Origin of the sequence: Curtobacterium sp. SP.BCo, from assembly GCF_051903265.1 — a bacterium.
GTDB lineage: Bacteria > Actinomycetota > Actinomycetes > Actinomycetales > Microbacteriaceae > Curtobacterium.
In genome coordinates this window covers 289261-307631 of the sequence record NZ_CP194337.1, presented here as the reverse complement: position 1 = coordinate 307631, position 18371 = coordinate 289261, and the positions used below count along the sequence as shown (strand labels likewise).

The 18371-nt window shown below is 71.7% G+C and carries 14 protein-coding genes; 12 read left to right on the top strand and 2 right to left on the bottom strand.

Going from position 1 to position 18371, the window contains the following annotated elements; translation table 11 throughout:
* The first annotated feature begins 204 nt into the window (after window positions 1–204).
* The 4 genes from ACRQ4B_RS01400 to glmM all read left to right on the top strand — a co-directional run bounded on the left by ACRQ4B_RS01400 (window position 205) and on the right by glmM (window position 5524).
* On the top strand, window positions 205–2895 hold the full coding sequence (locus tag ACRQ4B_RS01400; RefSeq protein ID WP_439692942.1) for an ExeM/NucH family extracellular endonuclease: 2691 nt from the start codon (window positions 205–207) through the stop codon (window positions 2893–2895).
* Between the two features lie 262 nt (window positions 2896–3157).
* Window positions 3158–3604, top strand: coding sequence for a 50S ribosomal protein L13 (gene rplM / locus ACRQ4B_RS01395; protein ID WP_022906970.1), 447 nt, complete (start codon window positions 3158–3160; stop codon window positions 3602–3604).
* Window positions 3605–3642: 38 nt separating this feature from the next.
* Window positions 3643–4128, top strand: a complete 486-nt coding sequence (gene rpsI, locus ACRQ4B_RS01390) for a 30S ribosomal protein S9 (RefSeq protein WP_079237360.1) — start codon at window positions 3643–3645, stop codon at window positions 4126–4128.
* A 22-nt stretch (window positions 4129–4150) separates the two neighbouring features.
* Entirely contained in the window at window positions 4151–5524 is a 1374-nt protein-coding gene (glmM, locus tag ACRQ4B_RS01385) for a phosphoglucosamine mutase (protein WP_439692941.1), read from the top strand.
* Window positions 5525–5689: 165 nt separating this feature from the next.
* Here the strand turns inward: glmM and coaA are convergent, their stop codons facing one another.
* Both coaA and ACRQ4B_RS01375 read right to left on the bottom strand, forming a co-directional pair.
* Window positions 5690–6634, bottom strand: a complete 945-nt coding sequence (gene coaA / locus ACRQ4B_RS01380) for a type I pantothenate kinase (RefSeq protein ID WP_439692940.1) — start codon at window positions 6632–6634, stop codon at window positions 5690–5692.
* Window positions 6635–6742: 108 nt separating this feature from the next.
* A complete protein-coding gene (locus ACRQ4B_RS01375; protein ID WP_439692939.1) occupies window positions 6743–7228 on the bottom strand; it encodes a glutathione peroxidase in 486 nt (161 codons plus the stop codon).
* Between the two features lie 70 nt (window positions 7229–7298).
* Between ACRQ4B_RS01375 and glmS the strand changes: the two genes are divergently transcribed.
* The 8 genes from glmS (at window position 7299) to ACRQ4B_RS01335 (ending at window position 18355) form a co-directional block, all read left to right on the top strand.
* Window positions 7299–9146, top strand: a complete 1848-nt coding sequence (gene glmS, locus ACRQ4B_RS01370) for a glutamine--fructose-6-phosphate transaminase (isomerizing) (RefSeq protein WP_439692938.1) — start codon at window positions 7299–7301, stop codon at window positions 9144–9146.
* Window positions 9147–9153: 7 nt separating this feature from the next.
* The gene (locus ACRQ4B_RS01365; RefSeq protein ID WP_439692937.1) at window positions 9154–9534 is read left to right on the top strand and encodes a holo-ACP synthase; all 381 of its coding nucleotides are present in this window, start codon (window positions 9154–9156) and stop codon (window positions 9532–9534) included.
* Between the two features lie 58 nt (window positions 9535–9592).
* A complete protein-coding gene (alr, locus tag ACRQ4B_RS01360; RefSeq protein ID WP_439692936.1) occupies window positions 9593–10696 on the top strand; it encodes an alanine racemase in 1104 nt (367 codons plus the stop codon).
* Complete coding sequence (alr, locus tag ACRQ4B_RS01355) at window positions 10693–11853, top strand: alanine racemase (protein ID WP_439692935.1); 1161 nt, start codon at window positions 10693–10695, stop codon at window positions 11851–11853. The genes alr (ACRQ4B_RS01360) and alr (ACRQ4B_RS01355) overlap by 4 nt, the downstream gene beginning before the upstream one ends.
* Entirely contained in the window at window positions 11850–12356 is a 507-nt protein-coding gene (tsaE, locus tag ACRQ4B_RS01350; protein ID WP_439692934.1) for a tRNA (adenosine(37)-N6)-threonylcarbamoyltransferase complex ATPase subunit type 1 TsaE, read from the top strand. Before alr (ACRQ4B_RS01355) ends, tsaE begins: the two co-directional genes overlap by 4 nt.
* 139 nt (window positions 12357–12495) lie before the next feature.
* A complete protein-coding gene (locus ACRQ4B_RS01345; protein WP_439692933.1) occupies window positions 12496–13998 on the top strand; it encodes a hypothetical protein in 1503 nt (500 codons plus the stop codon).
* 209 nt (window positions 13999–14207) lie between these two features.
* Window positions 14208–15713 carry a 3' terminal RNA ribose 2'-O-methyltransferase Hen1 gene (locus ACRQ4B_RS01340; protein WP_439692932.1) on the top strand — a complete coding sequence of 502 codons (1506 nt, stop codon included), beginning with the start codon at window positions 14208–14210 and terminating at the stop codon, window positions 15711–15713.
* On the top strand, window positions 15710–18355 hold the full coding sequence (locus ACRQ4B_RS01335; protein ID WP_439692931.1) for a polynucleotide kinase-phosphatase: 2646 nt from the start codon (window positions 15710–15712) through the stop codon (window positions 18353–18355). The genes ACRQ4B_RS01340 and ACRQ4B_RS01335 overlap by 4 nt, the downstream gene beginning before the upstream one ends.
* The last annotated feature ends 16 nt before the right edge of the window (window positions 18356–18371 follow it).

Here is an 18371-nt window from a genome sequence, read left to right as displayed (position 1 = left end):
GGCTCCACGGACAGTTCTCGCCCGTCGCCGCGCGAGAACTGTCCGCCAGCCCGAGTCTCGCCGAGCCGCACCCGCCCAGCCGCACCCGCCCGGCCGGCCGCTCCCGCCGGCCGGGCGCCGGCCGGCCGCACCCCGATCGGGGGTGGAACGGATCGTTCACCCGCCGGAAACCTGAGGGCCCCTGCAGGTCGGTAGCGTGCGAGCATGCACAGATCCGTCGGGCGCACTCTGCTGTGCGCCACCGCTGCCGCCGCGCTCGTCGCCGCACCACTCGTCTCCGTCTCCACCGCCAGCGCGAACCCCGCCGACACCGGCCTCGTCATCGAGGAGGCCTACCTCAAGGGCGGCAGCGCGAACCAGCCGTTCACGAACAAGTTCGTCGAGCTCGGCAACCCCACCGACACCCCCGTCAGCGTCGACGGTTGGTCGGTCCAGTACCGCGCGGCGACCGGCACCGGCGCCCCCGCGGTCGGGAAGCTCACCGGCTCCGTCCCCGCGCACGGCACCTACCTCGTGCAGATGGGGTCGAACGGCTCGAACGGCCAGGCGCTCCCCGAGCCCGACGCCGTCACCGGTCTGAACCCGTCCGGCTCCACGGGCACCCTCGTGCTCGCCGACCAGGCCACCGCGCTGACGCTGCCCGCGGGCGCCGTCGCCACGGGCACCCCGGGCGTCGTCGACCTGCTCGGGTACGGCACCTCGAACACGTTCGAGACGGCGGTCGCCCCGGCCGGCACGGCGAACTCGGTCCCGGACGCACTGACCCGCCAGGGCACGACGGACACCGACTCGAACGCCGCGGACTTCACGGTCACGTCGACGATCACGCCGGAGAACGCCGCGGGGGAGACCACGCAGCCGACGGACCCCACGGACCCGACGGACCCCACCGACCCGACCGACCCCGGGACGCCGGCCGAACAGATCACCATCGCGCAGCTGCAGGGCACCGGCGAGGCCTCCCCGTACGTCGGCACGACCGTCCGCACCGACGGCGTCGTCACGGCCGTCTACGCCACGGGCGGCTTCAACGGCTACACGATCCAGACCGCCGGCACCGGCGGGGCGCTCGACCTGGCGACGCACACCGCGTCCGACGCCGTGTTCGTCTACTCCGCGTCCACCGCTGGTTCGGTCCGCGTCGGCGACGTCGTCCGGCTCACCGGCACCGTGTCCGAGTTCAACGGCCTGACCGAGCTGACGGTCCCGTCGGCGACGGGCCTCGAGCAGCTGCCGAAGGACGGCGTCGTCCAGCCCGTCCCGGCCACGATCACCTTCCCGCGGACCGACGCACAGCGCGAGTCGCTCGAGAGCATGCTCGTCGCGCCGCAGGGCGACTACACCGTCGCCGACAACTACACGACGAACCAGTACGGCGAGGTCGTGCTGGCGAGCGGCACGCAACGTCTGCTCCAGCCCACCGAGGTCGCCCGTCCGGGCAGCGCGGAAGCCGCCGCGGTCACCGCGGACAACGCCGCGCGCACGGTCGTCCTCGACGACGGGGCGAGCACGAACTTCCTCAGTGCCGCGAACCAGTCGATCCCGGTGTCCTGGCTCACCCAGGGCCCGGTGACCGTCGGCGCCGCCGCGACCTTCCGGAAGCCGGTCGTCCTCGACTACCGGAACGACGCCTGGAAGTTCCAGCCCACCTCGCCCATCACGGGCGCGACCCCGGCGGCCGACCTGCCGACGGCGTTCTCGGACGTGCGGACCACCGCCCCGGAGAACGTCGGCGGCGACGTCCGGCTGGCCGGGTTCAACGTCCTGAACTACTTCCCGACCACCGGCGACCAGCTCACCGGGTGCACGTACTACACGGACCGTGACGGCGACCCCGTGACGGTGCGCGGCGGCTGCGACGCCCGGGGTGCGGCGAACGCCGACGACCTCGCCCGGCAGCAGGTGAAGATCGTGAAGGCGATCAACGGCCTCGGCGCCGACGTCGTCTCCCTCGAGGAGATCGAGAACTCCGCGCGCTTCGGCAAGGACCGCGACGCAGCCGTGGCCACCCTCGTCGCAGCGCTCAACCAGGCGACCGGCAAGGACACCTGGGCGTACGCGAAGTCCCCGGCGAAGACGCCTGCGAGCGAGGACGTCATCCGCCTCGCGCTCATCTACAAGAAGGACCGCGTCCAGCCCGTCGGGGGATCGACCATCCTCGACTCCACCGCGTTCGCCAACGCCCGGCAGCCGCTCGCCCAGGCGTTCGCGCCGGTCGTCACGAAGCCCGGCAAGGGAAAGGGCCCGCAGAAGCCGGAGAAGCCGAAGCAGCAGGACACGTTCCTCGTCATCGCGAACCACTTCAAGTCGAAGGGCTCCGGCGAGGGCGTCGACGCCGACCAGGGCGACGGCCAGGGTGCCTCGAACCACTCGCGCGTCGAGCAGGCGAAGGCACTCGTGTCGTTCTCGACCGCGCAGCAGCGGCAGGCCGGCACCGACAAGGTGTTCATGCTCGGTGACTTCAACGCCTACAGCCAGGAGGACCCGGTCAAGGTCCTCGACGACGCCGGCTACACGGACCTCGGGCCGACCGAGGACGCCACCGAGTGGTCGTACGTGTTCAGCGGGCTGAGCGGCTCGCTCGACCACGTGTTCGCCTCCAAGGCGGCGCTCCGGACCGTCACCGGCGTGGACATCTGGAACATCAACTCGGTCGAGTCCGTCGGCCTGGAGTACAGCCGCTACGACTACAACGTCACGGACCTGTACCGCGACGACGTGTACCGCGCCAGCGACCACGACCCGATCCTGGTCGGCATCGACCTGCCCGGCGTCGGCGACCCCGGGCACGGGGATCCCGGCCACGGCGGTCCCGGCCACGGCGGCCATCCGGTGGCGGACGCGCTCGCTGCGCTCGCCGCGCTGATCGCCTGGTTGCGGAGCCTGTTCGGCTGACGGACGTCGCCGTGACGGACGGGAGGCGCGGTGCGGGCTCGCACCGCGCCTCCCGTCCGTCACCGTGCGCGGAACGGTCCGCACGTGCCGCCGTTCGACAACGCGACCCGTGTCGGGTAGGCTCTCACCTTGGTCTGCGCGCTCTGTGCGCCGGACAGTCAGATGAGCCCTCCACCGGGCCGTTCACACGGGTTCTCCTGCGTGAACACCCACCGGAGCGGGATTCACGGACTCCTCACCTCGACACGAAAGCAGCACCACTGTGACTCGTACGTTCTCCCCGAAGCCGGCAGACGTCCAGCACGACTGGATCGTCATCGACGCGACCGACGTCGTCCTCGGCCGTCTCGCCACCCACGCCGCCGCGCTCCTGCGTGGCAAGCACAAGGCCACCTTCGCCCAGCACATGGACATGGGTGACTACGTCATCATCGTGAACGCCGACAAGGTCGCCCTGACCGGTTCGAAGCTCGCGAAGAAGGTCTACTACCGTCACTCGGGCTACCCGGGCGGCCTCACGGCGACCTCGTACCCGGAGATGCTCGAGAAGCACCCGACCCGCGCCGTCGAGAAGGCGATCCGCGGCATGCTGCCGAAGAACACCCTCGGTCGCGAGCAGCTCAAGAAGCTGAAGGTCTACGCCGGCGCGGAGCACCCGCACTCGGCGCAGCAGCCCAAGGCGTACACCTTCGACCAGGTCGCACAGTAGTTCCGGCCACGACGACTTCCAAGGACTAGGTAAAACTCATGGCTCAGATCGCTGACTCCCTCGACCAGACCCCGGAGAGCTTCACCACGGAGAGCGCACCCGCCGCTGCCGAGGCCGCTCCCCGTCAGATCCTCAACGTCTCCGGCGGTGCCGTCGGGCGCCGCAAGGAGGCCATCGCGCGTGTCCGTCTCGTGCCGGGCTCCGGCTCGTTCACGGTCAACGGCCGCACGCTCGAGGACTACTTCCCGAACAAGCTGCACCAGCAGCTCATCAACGACCCGTTCAAGGTGCTCGAGCTCCTCGGCGCCTACGACGTCGTCGCCCGCATCACCGGTGGTGGCCCCTCGGGTCAGGCCGGCGCGCTCCGCCTCGCCATCGCTCGTTCGCTGAACGAGATCGACCGCGAGAACAACCGCGCCACCCTGAAGAAGGCCGGCTTCCTCACCCGCGACGCCCGCGTCATCGAGCGCAAGAAGGCCGGTCTCAAGAAGGCCCGCAAGGCTTCGCAGTTCTCGAAGCGCTAGTCGTCACCGGCTGAAGATCGCCATGCCGCGTCTGTTCGGTACCGACGGGGTTCGTGGTCTCGCCAACGGCGAGCTGACGGCCGCGCTCGCACTGGGTCTTGCCCAGGCGAGCGCGGCCGTCCTCACACACGGACACCACGCGGACGCCCGTCGGGCGTCCGGTCGACCGCGCCCCCGCGCGGTCCTGGCGCGTGACCCACGCGTCTCCGGCGAGTTCCTCGGAGCCGCGGTCGCGGCCGGGCTCGCCTCCGCAGGCGTCGACGTCCTCGACGCCGGGGTCATCCCCACCCCTGCTGCGGCGTTCCTCGTCGCGGACATCGACGCCGACTTCGGCGTGATGATCTCCGCGTCGCACAACCCCGCTCCCGACAACGGGATCAAGTTCTTCGCCACGGGCGGCCGCAAGCTCCCCGACGAGGTCGAGGACCGCATCGAAGCGGCCATGCACGACCACTCGGCTCCGACCCCCACGGGCGTCGACGTCGGCCGGATCACCCGGTTCGCCGACGCCGAGGACCGCTACGTCGTCCACCTGCTCGGCACGCTGCCGAACCGGCTCGACGGCCTGCACGTCGTGCTCGACTGCGCGAACGGTGCGGCCGCGGGCGTCTCGCCCGAGGTGTTCGTGAACGCCGGCGCGAAGGTCACGCTGATCGGCGCCGACCCGGACGGCATGAACATCAACGACGGTGTCGGGTCCACCCACATCGACAACCTCGCCCGTGCGGTGCTCGCGCACGGCGCGGACGTCGGCATCGCGCACGACGGCGACGCGGACCGCTGCCTCGCGGTGGACGCCGCCGGCAACGCGATCGACGGCGACCAGATCATGGCGATCCTCGCGCTCGCACTCAAGGAGCGCGGACACCTCGTGTCGGACACGCTCGTCGCGACCGTCATGTCGAACCTCGGGCTGATCCGGGCGATGGCGGACAACGGCATCACGGTGGAGCAGACCGCAGTGGGCGATCGGTACGTGCTCGAGCGGATGACCGAGGGCGGGTTCTCGCTCGGTGGCGAGCAGTCCGGCCACGTCATCTTCAACGAGTTCGCGACCACGGGCGACGGCATCCTGACGGGGCTGCACCTCGTCGCCGAGATGGCCAGGACGGGCAAGTCGCTGCAGGAGCTCGCGTCGTGCATGACCGTGTTCCCGCAGGTCCTGCTCAACGTCCGCGGTGTGGACCGGACCGGGCTCGCGGACCAGGGCGTGCAGGACGCGGTCACCGCTGCGTCCGCCGAGCTCGGCGACACCGGACGGGTGCTGCTGCGGCCGTCGGGCACCGAGCCGGTCGTCCGTGTGATGGTCGAGGCGGCCTCGCAGGCCGATGCCGAGCGGATCGCCGGCGAGCTCGCCGACGTCGTCCGCGACCGCCTGACGCTCGACGCCGCGTAGGGCGGTCGGCGTCCCGCTGCGCCGGCGCCCGGCGCGCCCCGCTGCGCCGTACCCTTCGCGCCCCGCAATGAACATCGCGCCCCGTTGCAACGGGGCGCGATGTTCATTCGGGGGCGCAACGCGGCGCCCCTGCAAGCGGAGGCGCCGCCCCGCCGCGCCCCGCCCTCAGATCTTGCGGAGCAGGACGCTCGACACCTTGTGGTCCGCCGCCTTCTTCAGCACGAGGGTCGCCCGGGAGCGCGTCGGCAGCACGTTCTCGACCAGGTTCGGCTCGTTGATCGCCCGCCACACCTGCGTCGCGGTGTCGATCGCGTCCGCGCGCGACAGCGACGCGAACCGGTGGAAGAACGAGTCCGGGCTGGCGAACGCCTCTTCCTGCAGGGCGAGGAACCGGTCCACGTACCAGGCCTCGATGTCCTTCGTCTTCGCGTCGACGTAGATCGTGAAGTCGAACAGGTCGCTCAGCGCGAGGCGCCCGTGCACCGGCGGCGCGAGCACGTTCAGCCCCTCGACGATGAGGATGTCCGGCTGCCGCACGACGATCTCGGCGTCCGGCACGATGTCGTAGACGAGGTGCGAGTAGTACGGCGCCCGCACCTCGGTGGCACCGCTCTTCACCTGGCTGACGAACCGGAGCAGGGACCGACGGTCGTACGACTCCGGGAAGCCCTTCCGGTCCATGATCCCGCGCCGTTCGAGCTCGGCGTTCGGGTACAGGAAGCCGTCGGTCGTGACGAGCTCGACCCGCGGGGTGTCCGGCCAACGCTTGGTGAGCTCACGCAGCAGGCGCGCGACCGTGGACTTGCCGACCGCGACCGACCCGGCGACACCGATCACGAACGGGGTGCGTCCGGCCCGGTCGCCCAGGAAGGCCGAGGTCGACGCGTGCAGGTTCCGCGCGCCCGCCGCGTACAGCGTCAGCAGGCGGGAGAGCGGCAGGTAGACCTCCTGCACCTCCTGCATGTCCAGGCGGTCGCCGAGCCCGCGCAGCTGCACGATCTCGGTCTCGGTCAGGGAGAGGTGCTCCCGCGGTGCGAGCTGCGACCACTCGCGCCGCGGGATCTCCACGAAGGGGGTCGGGTGCGCGACGGTGGCTTCCGTGATCGGCATGGGGACGAGCGTACAGACGGGAGGCGCGGTGCAGGTGAGCGGACCGGATGCGGCGATCCGCGCCTCCAGTCCGACCACCGCGGCACGCTGGCACCGCAGCCCGCGGGATCAGGCGGGGAGGGCCGCCTCGATGGCGGCGACGACCTCGGGGGCGTCCGGCTTCGTGGTGGGGCGGAAGCGCGTGACGGTGCCGTCGGGGGCGACGAGGAACTTCTCGAAGTTCCACGCGACCCGGCCGGCCTTGCCGGTCGCGTCGGGGGTCTCCTTGAGGGCCTGGTAGAGCGGGTGGGCGCTCTTGCCGTTCACCTTGACCTTCTCGGACATCGGGAAGGTGACGCCCCAGGTGGTGGAGCAGTACTCGTCGATCGCCTCGGACGTGCCGAGCTCCTGCAGGAACTGGTTGCTCGGGAACCCGAGGACGGTGAACCCGCGCGGGCCGTACTGCTTCTGGAGCGCCTCGAGCTGCTCGTACTGCGGAGCGAGGCCGCACCGCGACGCGACGTTCACGACCAGCACCGCCTTGTCCGCGTACGCGCCGAACGTGGTCTCCTCGCCGTGGAGTGTCGTGATCGCGATGTCGTCGAACCGTCCCATGTCCCAAACGTTATCCCCAGCCCTGCTGCTTCGCAGGGTGGGTGTCCAGGCAGACCGTAGGATCGATGCCATGTGTGGAATCGTCGGCTACGTCGGCAGCAACAGCAGCCAGGACGTGCTCCTCGGTGGTCTCCGTCGACTCGAGTACCGCGGCTACGACTCGGCGGGCATCGCCGTCGTGGACGGGTCGCACGACCTCGCCTCGGCGAAGAAGGCGGGCAAGCTCCAGGCTCTCGTGGACGAGCTCGAGTCGCACCCGATCGCCGACGGCGGCACCGGGATCGGGCACACCCGCTGGGCGACCCACGGCGGGCCGACCGACGGCAACGCACACCCGCACCTCGCGGACGGCGGCAAGCTCGCCCTCATCCACAACGGCATCATCGAGAACTTCTCCGAGCTCCGCGCCGAGCTGCAGGCCGAGGGGGTCGAGTTCCACAGCGAGACCGACTCCGAGGTCGCCGCGCACCTCGTCGCGCGCTCGTTCCGTGCGACCGGTGACCTGACGGCCGCCATGCAGCAGGCCGTGCAGCGGCTGGAGGGCGCCTTCACGCTCCTCGTCGTGCACGCCGACCAGCCGGGCGTCGTCGTGGGTGCCCGTCGCAACTCCCCGCTCGTGGTCGGCCTCGGCGACGGCGAGAACTTCATGGGCTCCGACGTCGCGGCCTTCGTCGCGTACACGCAGCGCGCCCTCGCGATCGGACAGGACGAGATCGCCACGATCCGTCCCGACGGCGTCGACGTCATCCACTTCGACGGCTCCCCGGCGACGCCGAGCGAGTTCGAGGTGAACTGGGACGCCTCCGCCGCCGACAAGGGCGGCTGGAGCTCCTTCATGGCGAAGGAGATCAGCGAGGAGCCCGAGGCCGTCGCGAAGACGATCCTCGGCCGCGTGCACGACGGCGCCGTCACACTGACCGACCTCGACCCGATCGCCGAGCGGCTCGCCACCGTCGACCGCGTCATCGTCATCGCCTGCGGGACCGCCGCCTACGCCGGCATCCTCGGCAAGTACGCCATCGAGCAGTGGGCCCGCGTCCCGGTGGAGGTCGAGCTCGCACACGAGTTCCGCTACCGCGACCCGGTGCTCGACGACCGCACGCTCGTGGTGTCGATCAGCCAGTCCGGCGAGACGATGGACACGCTCATGGCGGTCAAGTACGCACGGGAGCAGGGCGCCCAGGTCCTGTCGATCTGCAACACCCAGGGTGCGACGATCCCGCGCGAGTCCGACGCCGTGATCTACACGCACGCCGGGCCCGAGGTCGCCGTGGCCTCGACGAAGGCGTTCATCGCGCAGGGCGTCGCCCTGTACCTGCTCGGGCTGCACCTCGCCACGCTGCGCGGCACGCTGACGGCCGAGCAGATCGCGGAGCAGGTCGCCGAGCTCGAGGGCCTCGCCCCGAAGCTGCAGCAGACCATCGACGACGCGTCCGGCATCAAGGACCTCGCCCGCTGGATGGCGGACACCCGCAGCGTGCTCTTCCTCGGTCGGCACGTCGGCTACCCGATCGCGCTCGAGGGTGCACTGAAGCTCAAGGAGCTCGCGTACATCCACGCCGAGGGCTTCGCCGCCGGTGAGCTCAAGCACGGGCCGATCGCGCTGATCGAACCCGGGCAGATCGTCTTCGTGATCGTGCCGTCCCCGCGGGACCCGCGGTCGCTGCACCCGAAGGTCGTGTCGAACATCCAGGAGATCCGCGCCCGCGGTGCCCGGGTGATCGCCATCGCGGAAGAGGGCGACGCCGCCGTGCTCCCCTTCGCCGACGAGGTCCTGCGCATCCCGCTCGCGACGCCGCTGTTCGAGCCGCTGCTCGCGGTCGCGCCGCTGCACATGTTCGGCATGGAGCTCGCCGCGGCCAAGGGCCTCGACGTCGACCAGCCGCGCAACCTCGCGAAGTCGGTCACCGTCGAGTAGTCGCACGGTGATCATCGGCATCGGGGTCGACGTGGTCGACCTGGAACGGTTCGAGCGGGTGCTCGACCGGACGCCGGCGATGCGCACGCGGCTGTTCACGCCGGGGGAGCTCCTGCGCGACGGGGAGCCCCGCCCGATCGCGTCGCTCGCGGCCCGGTTCGCCGCGAAGGAGGCGCTGATCAAGGCGTTCGGCTCGAGTGCGGGGTTGAGTTGGCAGGACCTCGAAGTCGTCTCCGACGACCAACGGAACCCGTCGCTGACGCTGCGCCAGGGGGCGCAGCAGGTGGCGGACGAGCGGGGCGTCGGGTCGGTCCACCTGTCGCTCTCGCACGACGGAGGGATCGCGACGGCGTTCGTGGTCCTGGAAGGAACAGGGGACAGGCATTGAGTGCGTGCACGGACGGTCGTGGCTCGACGGCGCAGTCGCGGATCGGCAGGGGGGTCGCATGAGTGCGTTCACGGGCATCACCGTCGACCGGGAGGCGCTGATCGCCAACTACGGTCGGGTCGCCGAACAGGTGGCCCCGTCCGGCGTCATCGCGGTCGTGAAGGCGAACGGGTACGGTCACGGCGCGGCCGAGGCAGCGCAGGCGTTCGTGGACGCCGGCGCGGAGTGGCTCGGCGTCGCCGACATCGACGAGGGCGTGGCGCTCCGACAGGCCGGCATCGACGAGGTAGTCCGGATCCTCGCGTGGCTGCACGCCCCCGACGAGGACTTCCGCCGTGCCGCGCGGTTCGGCATCACACCGGCGGTCTCCAGCGTCGACCAGCTCTCCGCCGCCGCCGACTCCGAGGTCCCCGCGGTGCACGTCTGCGTCGACACCGGGCTGAGCCGGAACGGTGCCGTCGAGTCCGAGTGGCCGGAGCTGTTCGAGACGGCCGGACGGCTCGCCCGCAGCGGTAACCGCACCCGTGTCGAGGGGTTGATGTCGCACCTGTCGAACGCCTCCCGGGCCGACGACCTCGACCAGGACGCCGCACTCCAGCGCGCGCTGGACGGTCTCGCGGCGAACGGCATCGTGCCCGACATGGTGCACCTCGCCGCGAGCGCCGCGAGCATCGCCGTCCCCGAGACCCGCCACGACGTCGCCCGGGTCGGACTCGCGCTGTACGGGCTCAGCCCGTTCGCCGACCGGACCTCGGCGGAGCTCGGGCTGCGTCCGGCGATGCGGCTGACGGCGTCGGTGCTGCGCACGGTGCCCGTCCGCGCCGGTGAGGGCGTCAGCTACGGCTACACGTGGCGCGCCGAACACGACACCACGCTCGCGGTCATCGGCCTCGGGTACGCGGACGGCTTCGACCGCGACTTCGGCAACCGGGTGTCGGTGCGCATCGGTGACCGGACGTTCCCGGTGGTGGGTCGCGTCGCGATGAACGCCATGCACGTCGACATCGCTGACGCGGACGTGCAGATCGGCGACGAGGCGGTGCTCTGGGGCGACCCGGCGAACGGTGACCCGGCGGTGGAGGACTGGGCCGCGGCCGTCGGCACGATCAACTACGAGGTGGTCGCCCGGGTCGGCCGCAGCGTCGAACGGAGGACGACGTGAACGCGCCGCTGCGCCGGGCCGAGATCGACCTCGACGCCTACCGTGCCAACCTCGACCTGGTCCGCGAGTGGATGGACCCGGTCGAGGTGATGGCGATCATGAAGGCCGACGCGTACGGACACGGCCTGGAGCCCATCGCGCTCGCCGCCGTCGACGCGGGCATCCGGTGGATCGGGGTGCTCACGGTCCCCGCTGCCCTGCGCCTCCGGTCGATCGGCGTCGGCGAGGACGTGCACCTGTTCACGTGGCAGCACGACCCCGCGCTCGACTTCCGTGACGCCATCGACTCCGCGGTGGACCTCGGCGTCTCGAACGTCGCCGAGCTCCAGCGGGTGGCCGATGCGGTGGACCAGCGTCCGGCGCGGGTGCACCTCGGTTTCGACTCGGGACTGCACCGCGACGGCGCGACCCCGGAGGCCTGGCCGTCGCTGGTGTCGGCGGCGCTCGATGCGCAGCGTGCCGGTCGGATCGAGGTCGTCGCCGCGTACACGCACCTGGCCGAGGCCTCCGACGACGACGACGCGGCCGCGGTCGCACTGTTCGACGCCGCGGTCGAGCAGGCAGACGACCTCGGGCTCGACGTCCCGATGGAGCACGTCGCCGCGTCGCTCGCCGGGCTCGAGCGCAAGGAGTTCCGCAAGGACATGGTCCGGATGGGCGCGAACCTGTTCGGCATCCCCGGCGCCGACGGGGTCTCCGCCGCCGACCTCGGGCTGGAACCCGTGATGACGCTCACCGCCTCGGTCGCGAAGACGAAGCGGGTGCCCGTCGACACCGGGGTCTCCTACGACTACACGTACCGGACGACCCGGGAGACCACCCTGGCGCTCGTGCCGGTCGGGTACGCCGACGGCGTGCCCCGCCTGGCGCAGGGACGCATCGAGGTCGCGATCGGCGGCACCCGGTACCCGATCGCCGGTCGTGTGGCGATGGACCAGTTCCTGGTGGACGTGGGCGACGACGACGTGCAGGTCGGCGACACCGTCGTGCTGTTCGGCACGGGTGAGCGCGACGAACTCACCGTGCTGGAGTGGGGCGAGGCCCTCGGCACGATCGGCGAGGAGATCGTCTGCCGCATCGGCTCCCGCGTGCCCCGCGAGTACCAGGGGCACCGGGTGGAGGGGCACGTCGCCGAGTACCTCCGGGGCGAACGGTGACCGACGCCCGCGTGCTGCTCGACACCACCGTCGAGTCCACTGAGGCGATGGGCGAGCTCGGCGCCCGGTTGGCCGCGGTGCTCCGCGCGGGAGACCTCGTCGTGCTGACCGGCCCGCTCGGAGCCGGCAAGACCACGCTCACCCGCGGGCTCGGTGCGGCGCTCGGGGCCCGTGGTCAGGTGTCGAGCCCGACGTTCGTGCTCGCCCGGACGCACCCGACGACCTCGGGGCCGGACCTCGTGCACGTCGACGCCTACCGGTTGTCCGACCCCGTGGAGCTCGACGACCTCGACCTCGACTGGGACGCCGCGATCGTCGTGGTGGAGTGGGGGCGCGGGTTCGTCGACGGCATCTCCGACAGCGTGCTCGACGTGGAGATCGTCCGCGCGACGGGTGCCGGTGCGGACGACCCGGACGACCTCGACCCGGACGACGTCCCGGACGAGCCGCGCCGGGTGGTCGTCACCGCCACCGGGCCGCGCTGGGCCGGCGTCGCACTCTGACGGCACCTCGACGGAACCCGAGCGTCCGGTCGGTCCAGCCTGGGGATACCGGCGGGTAGCTGGCGGAACTCTCACGTCCGGGCCTGCTCTCACAGCGGGCGTGGCGGCCACGACGTCGGCCCGAGTCCAGCCTGACCTCATGACGACAGGGGAAGCGCCGATCACACGGCGCAGGGGAACGACGTCCATCAAGCTGCTCGGCGGGCTCGCCGCAGCAGCACTGGTCATCGCAGGGGCTGCGGTGACCACCACGACGCCCGCTTCAGCGGCGTCCGGCGGGAGCGGGGCGCTCTCGTACGCGGCGATCGAGGGGTTCTGGATCGATGCGGGCGGCACTGCCGCCAGCGCGAAGACCGCTGCGGCGATCGCCATCGCTGAGAGCGGCGGGAACCCGGGCGCGATCCAGCAGGGGGTCGGCTACTGCGGCAGCGGGAGCGACCGTGCCGGGTGGGGGCTGTGGCAGATCACCTGCGGCGACTCCGTCCCGCAGTACGGGGTCGACTACCAGATGCTCGACCCGTGGAACAACGCCGAGGCCGCCTTCGCGAAGTACGTCGCAGCGGGGGAGTCGTTCTCACCGTGGACCACCTACACGAACGGCTCGTACTCGTCGTACCTGCAGTCCGTCGCGCCGGCGTTCGTCGCCGACCCGGGGCAGTGGACGCCCCGTGGCGACGGCCCGGCTGGTGCGCACAACTCGTCGCAGCCGGGCGCGACCTACGGGCCCGGCATCCCGAACGAGCCCGTACCCTCCGCCTCGTACGTGATGGCCGGGCACGTCAAGACGACGGGGCTCTGGAGCATCACCTCCGGCAAGGCGGCGACGTCCTACCCGGTCGGCGTGGCGTCGGGCACGAGCCCCGCGATCGCCAAGCTCTCGGGCAGCTCGTACGTCATCGCGTTCCAGGCGTCCGGTGGCGACCTGTGGTCGATCACCTCCGGCGGTGCGGCGACGCACTTCCCGGTCGGCATGAAGGCCGGGACGAGTCCGGCGATCATCCCGACCTCGGGAGGCGGGTACGTGATCGCCGTCCAGACGAACAGCGGCAAGCTGTGGACCATCACGAACACCTCGGCTGCGACGGCCTTCGACGTCGGCATGGCGGCGGGTACCAGCCCGTCGATCACCGCGACCTCGGGCGGGTACACCGTGGCGGTGCAGACCAACACCGGCAAGCTGTGGACCATCACGAACACGAAGGCGGCGACGGCGTTCGACGTGGGCATGGCACCCGGCACGAGCCCGTCGATCACGGCGACCTCGGGCGGCTACACCGTCGCGGTGCAGACCAACACCAACGTGCTCTGGACGATCACGAACACGAAGGCGGCGACGGCGTTCCCCATCGGGATGGAGGCGGGCACGAGCCCGGCGATCCTCAAGACGTCGAGCGGCTACGTGGTGGCGGCGCAGGCCAACACCGGCGACCTCTGGAGCATCACGAACACGAAGGCGGCGACGCACTTCTCGATCGGGTTGGAGTCCGGCACGAGTCCGGCGATCGCCGCGGTGGGAAGCGGGTACGTCATCGCGGTGCAGACCAACTCGAGCGACCTGTGGAGCGTGACGAACACGAACGCGGCGACCTCGTTCGGCGTCGGCCTCGCGAGCGGTACGAGTCCGGCCGTCCTCGCGGACTGAGCACCACGGACGGGGCCGGGTCGCACGTGCGGCTCGGCCCCGTCCCGTGCGTCGCGAGCGCCTCCTCGGCGAACGGAGGAGTGTCGGTCACGTCGAGGAGCATCGCGGGCACGGAACCGCCGGTGGCGGGGATCTCGGCGGCGTAGGATCGTCCTCCGGTCGACCGCCGGCCGGTGGACTGCGCCGGAGGACGACCGACGGAGGCCCACGTGCTCGTGACGCTCTCGACCCGGGGCGAGGCCGCCCCCGACCTCTCGCACCTGCTGCACAAGCACCCCGGGCGTGCGCAGTCGTTCGACCTCAGCGTCGGGACCGCGCACGTGTTCTACCCCGCCGACACCGCCGAGGTCTGCACCGCTGCGCTCCTGCTGGAGGTCGACGCGGTCGCCCTCGCCCGGAGCAAGCGCTACGGCGCCGACGCGCAGGCGTTGTCCCGGTACGTCAACGACCGGCCGTACGTGTCGACGTCGATGCTCGCGCTCGCGATCGGCCAGGTGTTCCGCAGCGCGATGGCCGGCAAGAGCGAGTCCCGGCCGGAGCGGGCGGTCGCGCCGATCGACCTCGAGGTCGCACTCACGAGCGTGCCGAGCGAACGGGACCAGCACGGTGTCGGCCTCGCCACCCGGCTGTTCGCACCGCTCGGGTGGGCGGTCGAGGAGACCAGGCGTCCGCTCGACGACACCCGTCCGGAGTGGGGCGACGCCGCCACCGTGGGGCTGCGGCTCCGGGGGAGGGTCAGGCTGTCCGACGCGCTCCGGCAGCTCACCGTGCTGCTGCCGGTGCTCGACGACGCGAAGCACTACTGGGTCGGTGACGACGAGGTCGGCAAGTTGCTCCGCCGGGGTGAGGGATGGTTGGCCGAGCACCCGCTCCGGGACCTCATCACCACGCGGTCACTGGCGCACCAGCACTCCCTGGTGGAGGACGCGACGAGTCGTCTGCTCGGGCTCGACGAGACGAGCGACGCGACCGCGACCAGCACGACCGCGATCAGTACGACCGTGACCGGCACGACCACGAGCAGCACGACCGCGACCAGCACGACCGCGAGCCCCGCGGACGTGACCGCCACGGAGACCGGTGCTGCCGAGACCCCGCTGTACCGCCGCCGCGCGGAAGCCGTCCTCACCGCGCTCGCGGACACCGGCGCCCACACCGTGGCGGACGTCGGCTGCGGCGAGGGCGCGCTCCTCCGGCACCTGGTGGCGGACCGCACCTTCACGACGGTCATCGGGACGGACGTCGCCCCGCGCGAGCTCGAGCGAGCCGAACGTCGCCTGCACCTCGACGAGGCGAGCGACGAGCAGCGGGCACGGGTCCGGCTGCTGCAGTCCTCGGTCACCTACTCGGACGACCGCATCGCCGGGCTGGACGCGATCGTCCTCATGGAGGTCGTCGAGCACGTGGACCCCGAGCGGCTGCCGGCACTCGAGACGTCGGTCTTCGCCGCCGCTCGTCCGGCGACCGTGGTGGTGACGACCCCGAACGCGGAGCACAACGTCCGCTTCGAACAGCTCGCAGCCGGTCGGTTCCGGCACCCCGACCACCGGTTCGAATGGACCCGCGACGAGTTCCGGGCGTGGGCCACCGCGGTCGGCGACCGGCACGGCTACACGACCGAGTTCCGGCCCGTCGGCGACGACGACCCCGAGGTCGGTCCGCCCACCCAACTCGCACTGTTCCGCCGCCTGCGCGGCTCGGAGGACGCCGCATGAACGACCGGACCAGCAGCACCGCCCTGACGATCCCGGAGATGTCCCTCGTGCTCCTCGTCGGCACGAGCGGTTCCGGGAAGTCGACGTTCGCCGCGCAGCACTTCGGTCCGTACGAGACCCTGTCGAGCGACGTGTTCCGCGGGCTCGTCTCGAACGACGAGAACGACCAGGCGGCGACCCCGGCGGCGTTCGACGCGCTGAAGCACGTGGCGGCACTCCGGCTCCGGAAGGGGCTCCTCACCGTGGTGGACGCGACGAACGTCCAGCCCGAAGCACGTCGCGACTTCGTCAAGCTCGCCCGCGACCACGACGTCCTGCCGGTCGCGATCGTGCTCGACGTCCCGGAGACGGTGTGCGTCGCCCGCAACGCGGCCCGGGTCGGCCGTGACTTCGGGGCTGCGGTGGTCCGCCGTCAGCAGGGTCAGCTCCGGCGTGGCCTGAAGCACCTCGGCAAGGAGGGCTTCCGTCGCGTCCACGTCCTCCACGGCGAGGACGAGATCGCCGCCGCGACGATCGTCCGGCAGCCTCTCCTCAACGACCGGAAGGACGAGCACGGCCCGTTCGACGTCGTCGGCGACGTGCACGGCTGTCGGTCCGAACTCGAGTCGCTGCTCGGCCGGCTCGGCTGGAGCCTGGTCCGCGACGAGCGCGGCCGCCCGGTCGACGCGGTGCACCCGGAGGGCCGTCGGGCGCTGTTCCTCGGCGACCTGGTCGACCGAGGCCCGGACACCCCCGGCGTCCTCCGGCTCGTGATGGGGATGGTGCGGAACGGGCACGCGCTCGCCGTCCCGGGCAACCACGAGGACAAGCTCGTCCGGGCCCTCGACGGCCGGAAGGTGCAGACGTCGCACGGGCTCGCAGAGACCCTCGCCCAGCTGGCGTCCGAACCGGAGGAGTTCCGCACCGAGGTGCGGGAGTTCTGCCGCTCGCTCGTCGGCCACCTGGTGCTCGACGGCGGTGCCCTCGTCGTCGCGCACGCCGGCATGAAGGAGCAGTACCAGGGACGGGCGTCCGGCAGGGTGCGGGCGTTCGCGCTGTACGGCGACACGACCGGTGAGAGCGACGAGTACGGCCTGCCGGTCCGCTTGCCGTGGGCGGACTCGTACCGGGGTCCGGCGACGGTCCTCTACGGACACACGCCGACCATCGACGCCGAGTGGATCAACGGCACGATGTGCCTCGACACGGGATGCGTGTTCGGCGGGAAGCTCTCCGCCCTCCGGTACCCGGAGCGCGAGGTCGTGCAGGTGGACGCCGAGCGGGTGCACTACGAGCCGGCCAAGCCGCTGGAGCCGCTGCGCGGCCCGGCCACGTCGTCGACGGACGACGACGGGGCGGAGGCGGGTCGCGCCTCCAGGACTGCCCAGCAGGCGGACGGGAGGCGCGGTGCCGGCCCGGCTCCACGTCGCGTCCCGGGCGTGCTCCCCATCGAGGACGTGACCGGCAAGCAGATCGTCGAGACCCGGCACCACGGCCGGGTCGGGATCCGCGCCGAGAACGCCGCCGGCGCGCTCGAGGTGATGAGTCGCTTCGCCATCGACCCACGCTGGCTGCCCTACCTCCCGCCCACGATGAGTCCCGTCGCGACCAGTGCGCTGCCCGACCACCTGGAACACCCGGAGGAGGCGTTCGCGTACTACCGCGGGCAGGGCGTGACGCAGGTCCGGATGGAGGAGAAGCACATGGGCTCCCGGGCCACCGTGCTGCTCGCCAGGGACCCGGCACGGTTCGACGCCCCGGCCGGCTGGCACGGCGTCGCGTACACCCGCACCGGACGCTCGTTCTTCGACGAGGCGACCACCGCCGTGTTCACCGGACGGCTGTCCGACGCGTTCGAGCGGGCCGGGCTGTGGGCCGAGCTCGACAGCGACTGGGTCCTGCTCGACGGCGAGGTGCTGCCGTGGGCCGTGAAGGCCGAGGGCATGATCCGCGACTGGTACGCCGAGGTCGGCGCGGCTGCGGCCGGTGCGTTCCCGAGCGCGATCGCTGCGCTGGAGTCCGCCCGCGACGCCGGGGTCGACGTCACGGCGCTGCTGGACCGCACCCGGAAGCGGGCGGCGGACGCGGAGGCGTACGTCACGTCCTACCGGCGGTACGCGACCCCGGCGACCGGCATCGACGACGTCCGGTTCGCGCCGTTCCAGGTGCTCGCCGCCGAGGGTCGAACGTTCGCCGATCGGCCGCACGGGTGGCACCTCGGCGTGGCCGACCGGCTCGCAGCGACCGCTCCCGACACCGTCCGGGCGACCCGTTCGGTGCTCGTCCAGGTCGACGACGAGGCGAGCCGCGCAGCGGCGACGGACTGGTGGCAGGACCTCACGGGTGCCGGCGGTGAGGGCGCGGTGGTGAAGCCCGAGGGGAACCTGACGCGCGGACCCAAGGGGCTCGTGCAGCCGGGAGTGAAGGTGCGCGGGCGGGAGTACCTGCGGATCATCTACGGGCCGGAGTACACCGAGCCGGGCAACCTCGCGCGACTGCGTGACCGCGACCTCGGACACAAGCGGTCGATGGCGCTGCGGGAGTACGCCCTCGGCCTGGAGTCGCTCGAGCGTTTCGTGGCAGGTGAACCGCTGTGGCGCGTGCACCAGCCGGTGTTCGGCGTGCTGGCGATGGAGTCGGAGCCGGTGGACCCGCGCCTCTGAGCCGAGCCCGGAGCGG

What these genes read in the sequence shown, in the direction of transcription:
- ACRQ4B_RS01400 (WP_439692942.1), top strand. Translation starts at nt 205, where the DNA reads ATGCACAGATCCGTCGGGCGCACTCTGCTGTGCGCCACCGCTGCCGCC.
- ACRQ4B_RS01375 (WP_439692939.1), bottom strand. Translation starts at nt 7,228, where the DNA reads ATGGGACGGTTCGACGACATCGCGATCACGACACTCCACGGCGAGGAG.
- glmM (WP_439692941.1), top strand. Translation starts at nt 4,151, where the DNA reads ATGCCGCGTCTGTTCGGTACCGACGGGGTTCGTGGTCTCGCCAACGGC.
- rpsI (WP_079237360.1), top strand. Translation starts at nt 3,643, where the DNA reads ATGGCTCAGATCGCTGACTCCCTCGACCAGACCCCGGAGAGCTTCACC.
- coaA (WP_439692940.1), bottom strand. Translation starts at nt 6,634, where the DNA reads ATGCCGATCACGGAAGCCACCGTCGCGCACCCGACCCCCTTCGTGGAG.
- ACRQ4B_RS01335 (WP_439692931.1), top strand. Translation starts at nt 15,710, where the DNA reads ATGAACGACCGGACCAGCAGCACCGCCCTGACGATCCCGGAGATGTCC.
- glmS (WP_439692938.1), top strand. Translation starts at nt 7,299, where the DNA reads ATGTGTGGAATCGTCGGCTACGTCGGCAGCAACAGCAGCCAGGACGTG.
- ACRQ4B_RS01345 (WP_439692933.1), top strand. Translation starts at nt 12,496, where the DNA reads ATGACGACAGGGGAAGCGCCGATCACACGGCGCAGGGGAACGACGTCC.
- alr (WP_439692936.1), top strand. Translation starts at nt 9,593, where the DNA reads ATGAGTGCGTTCACGGGCATCACCGTCGACCGGGAGGCGCTGATCGCC.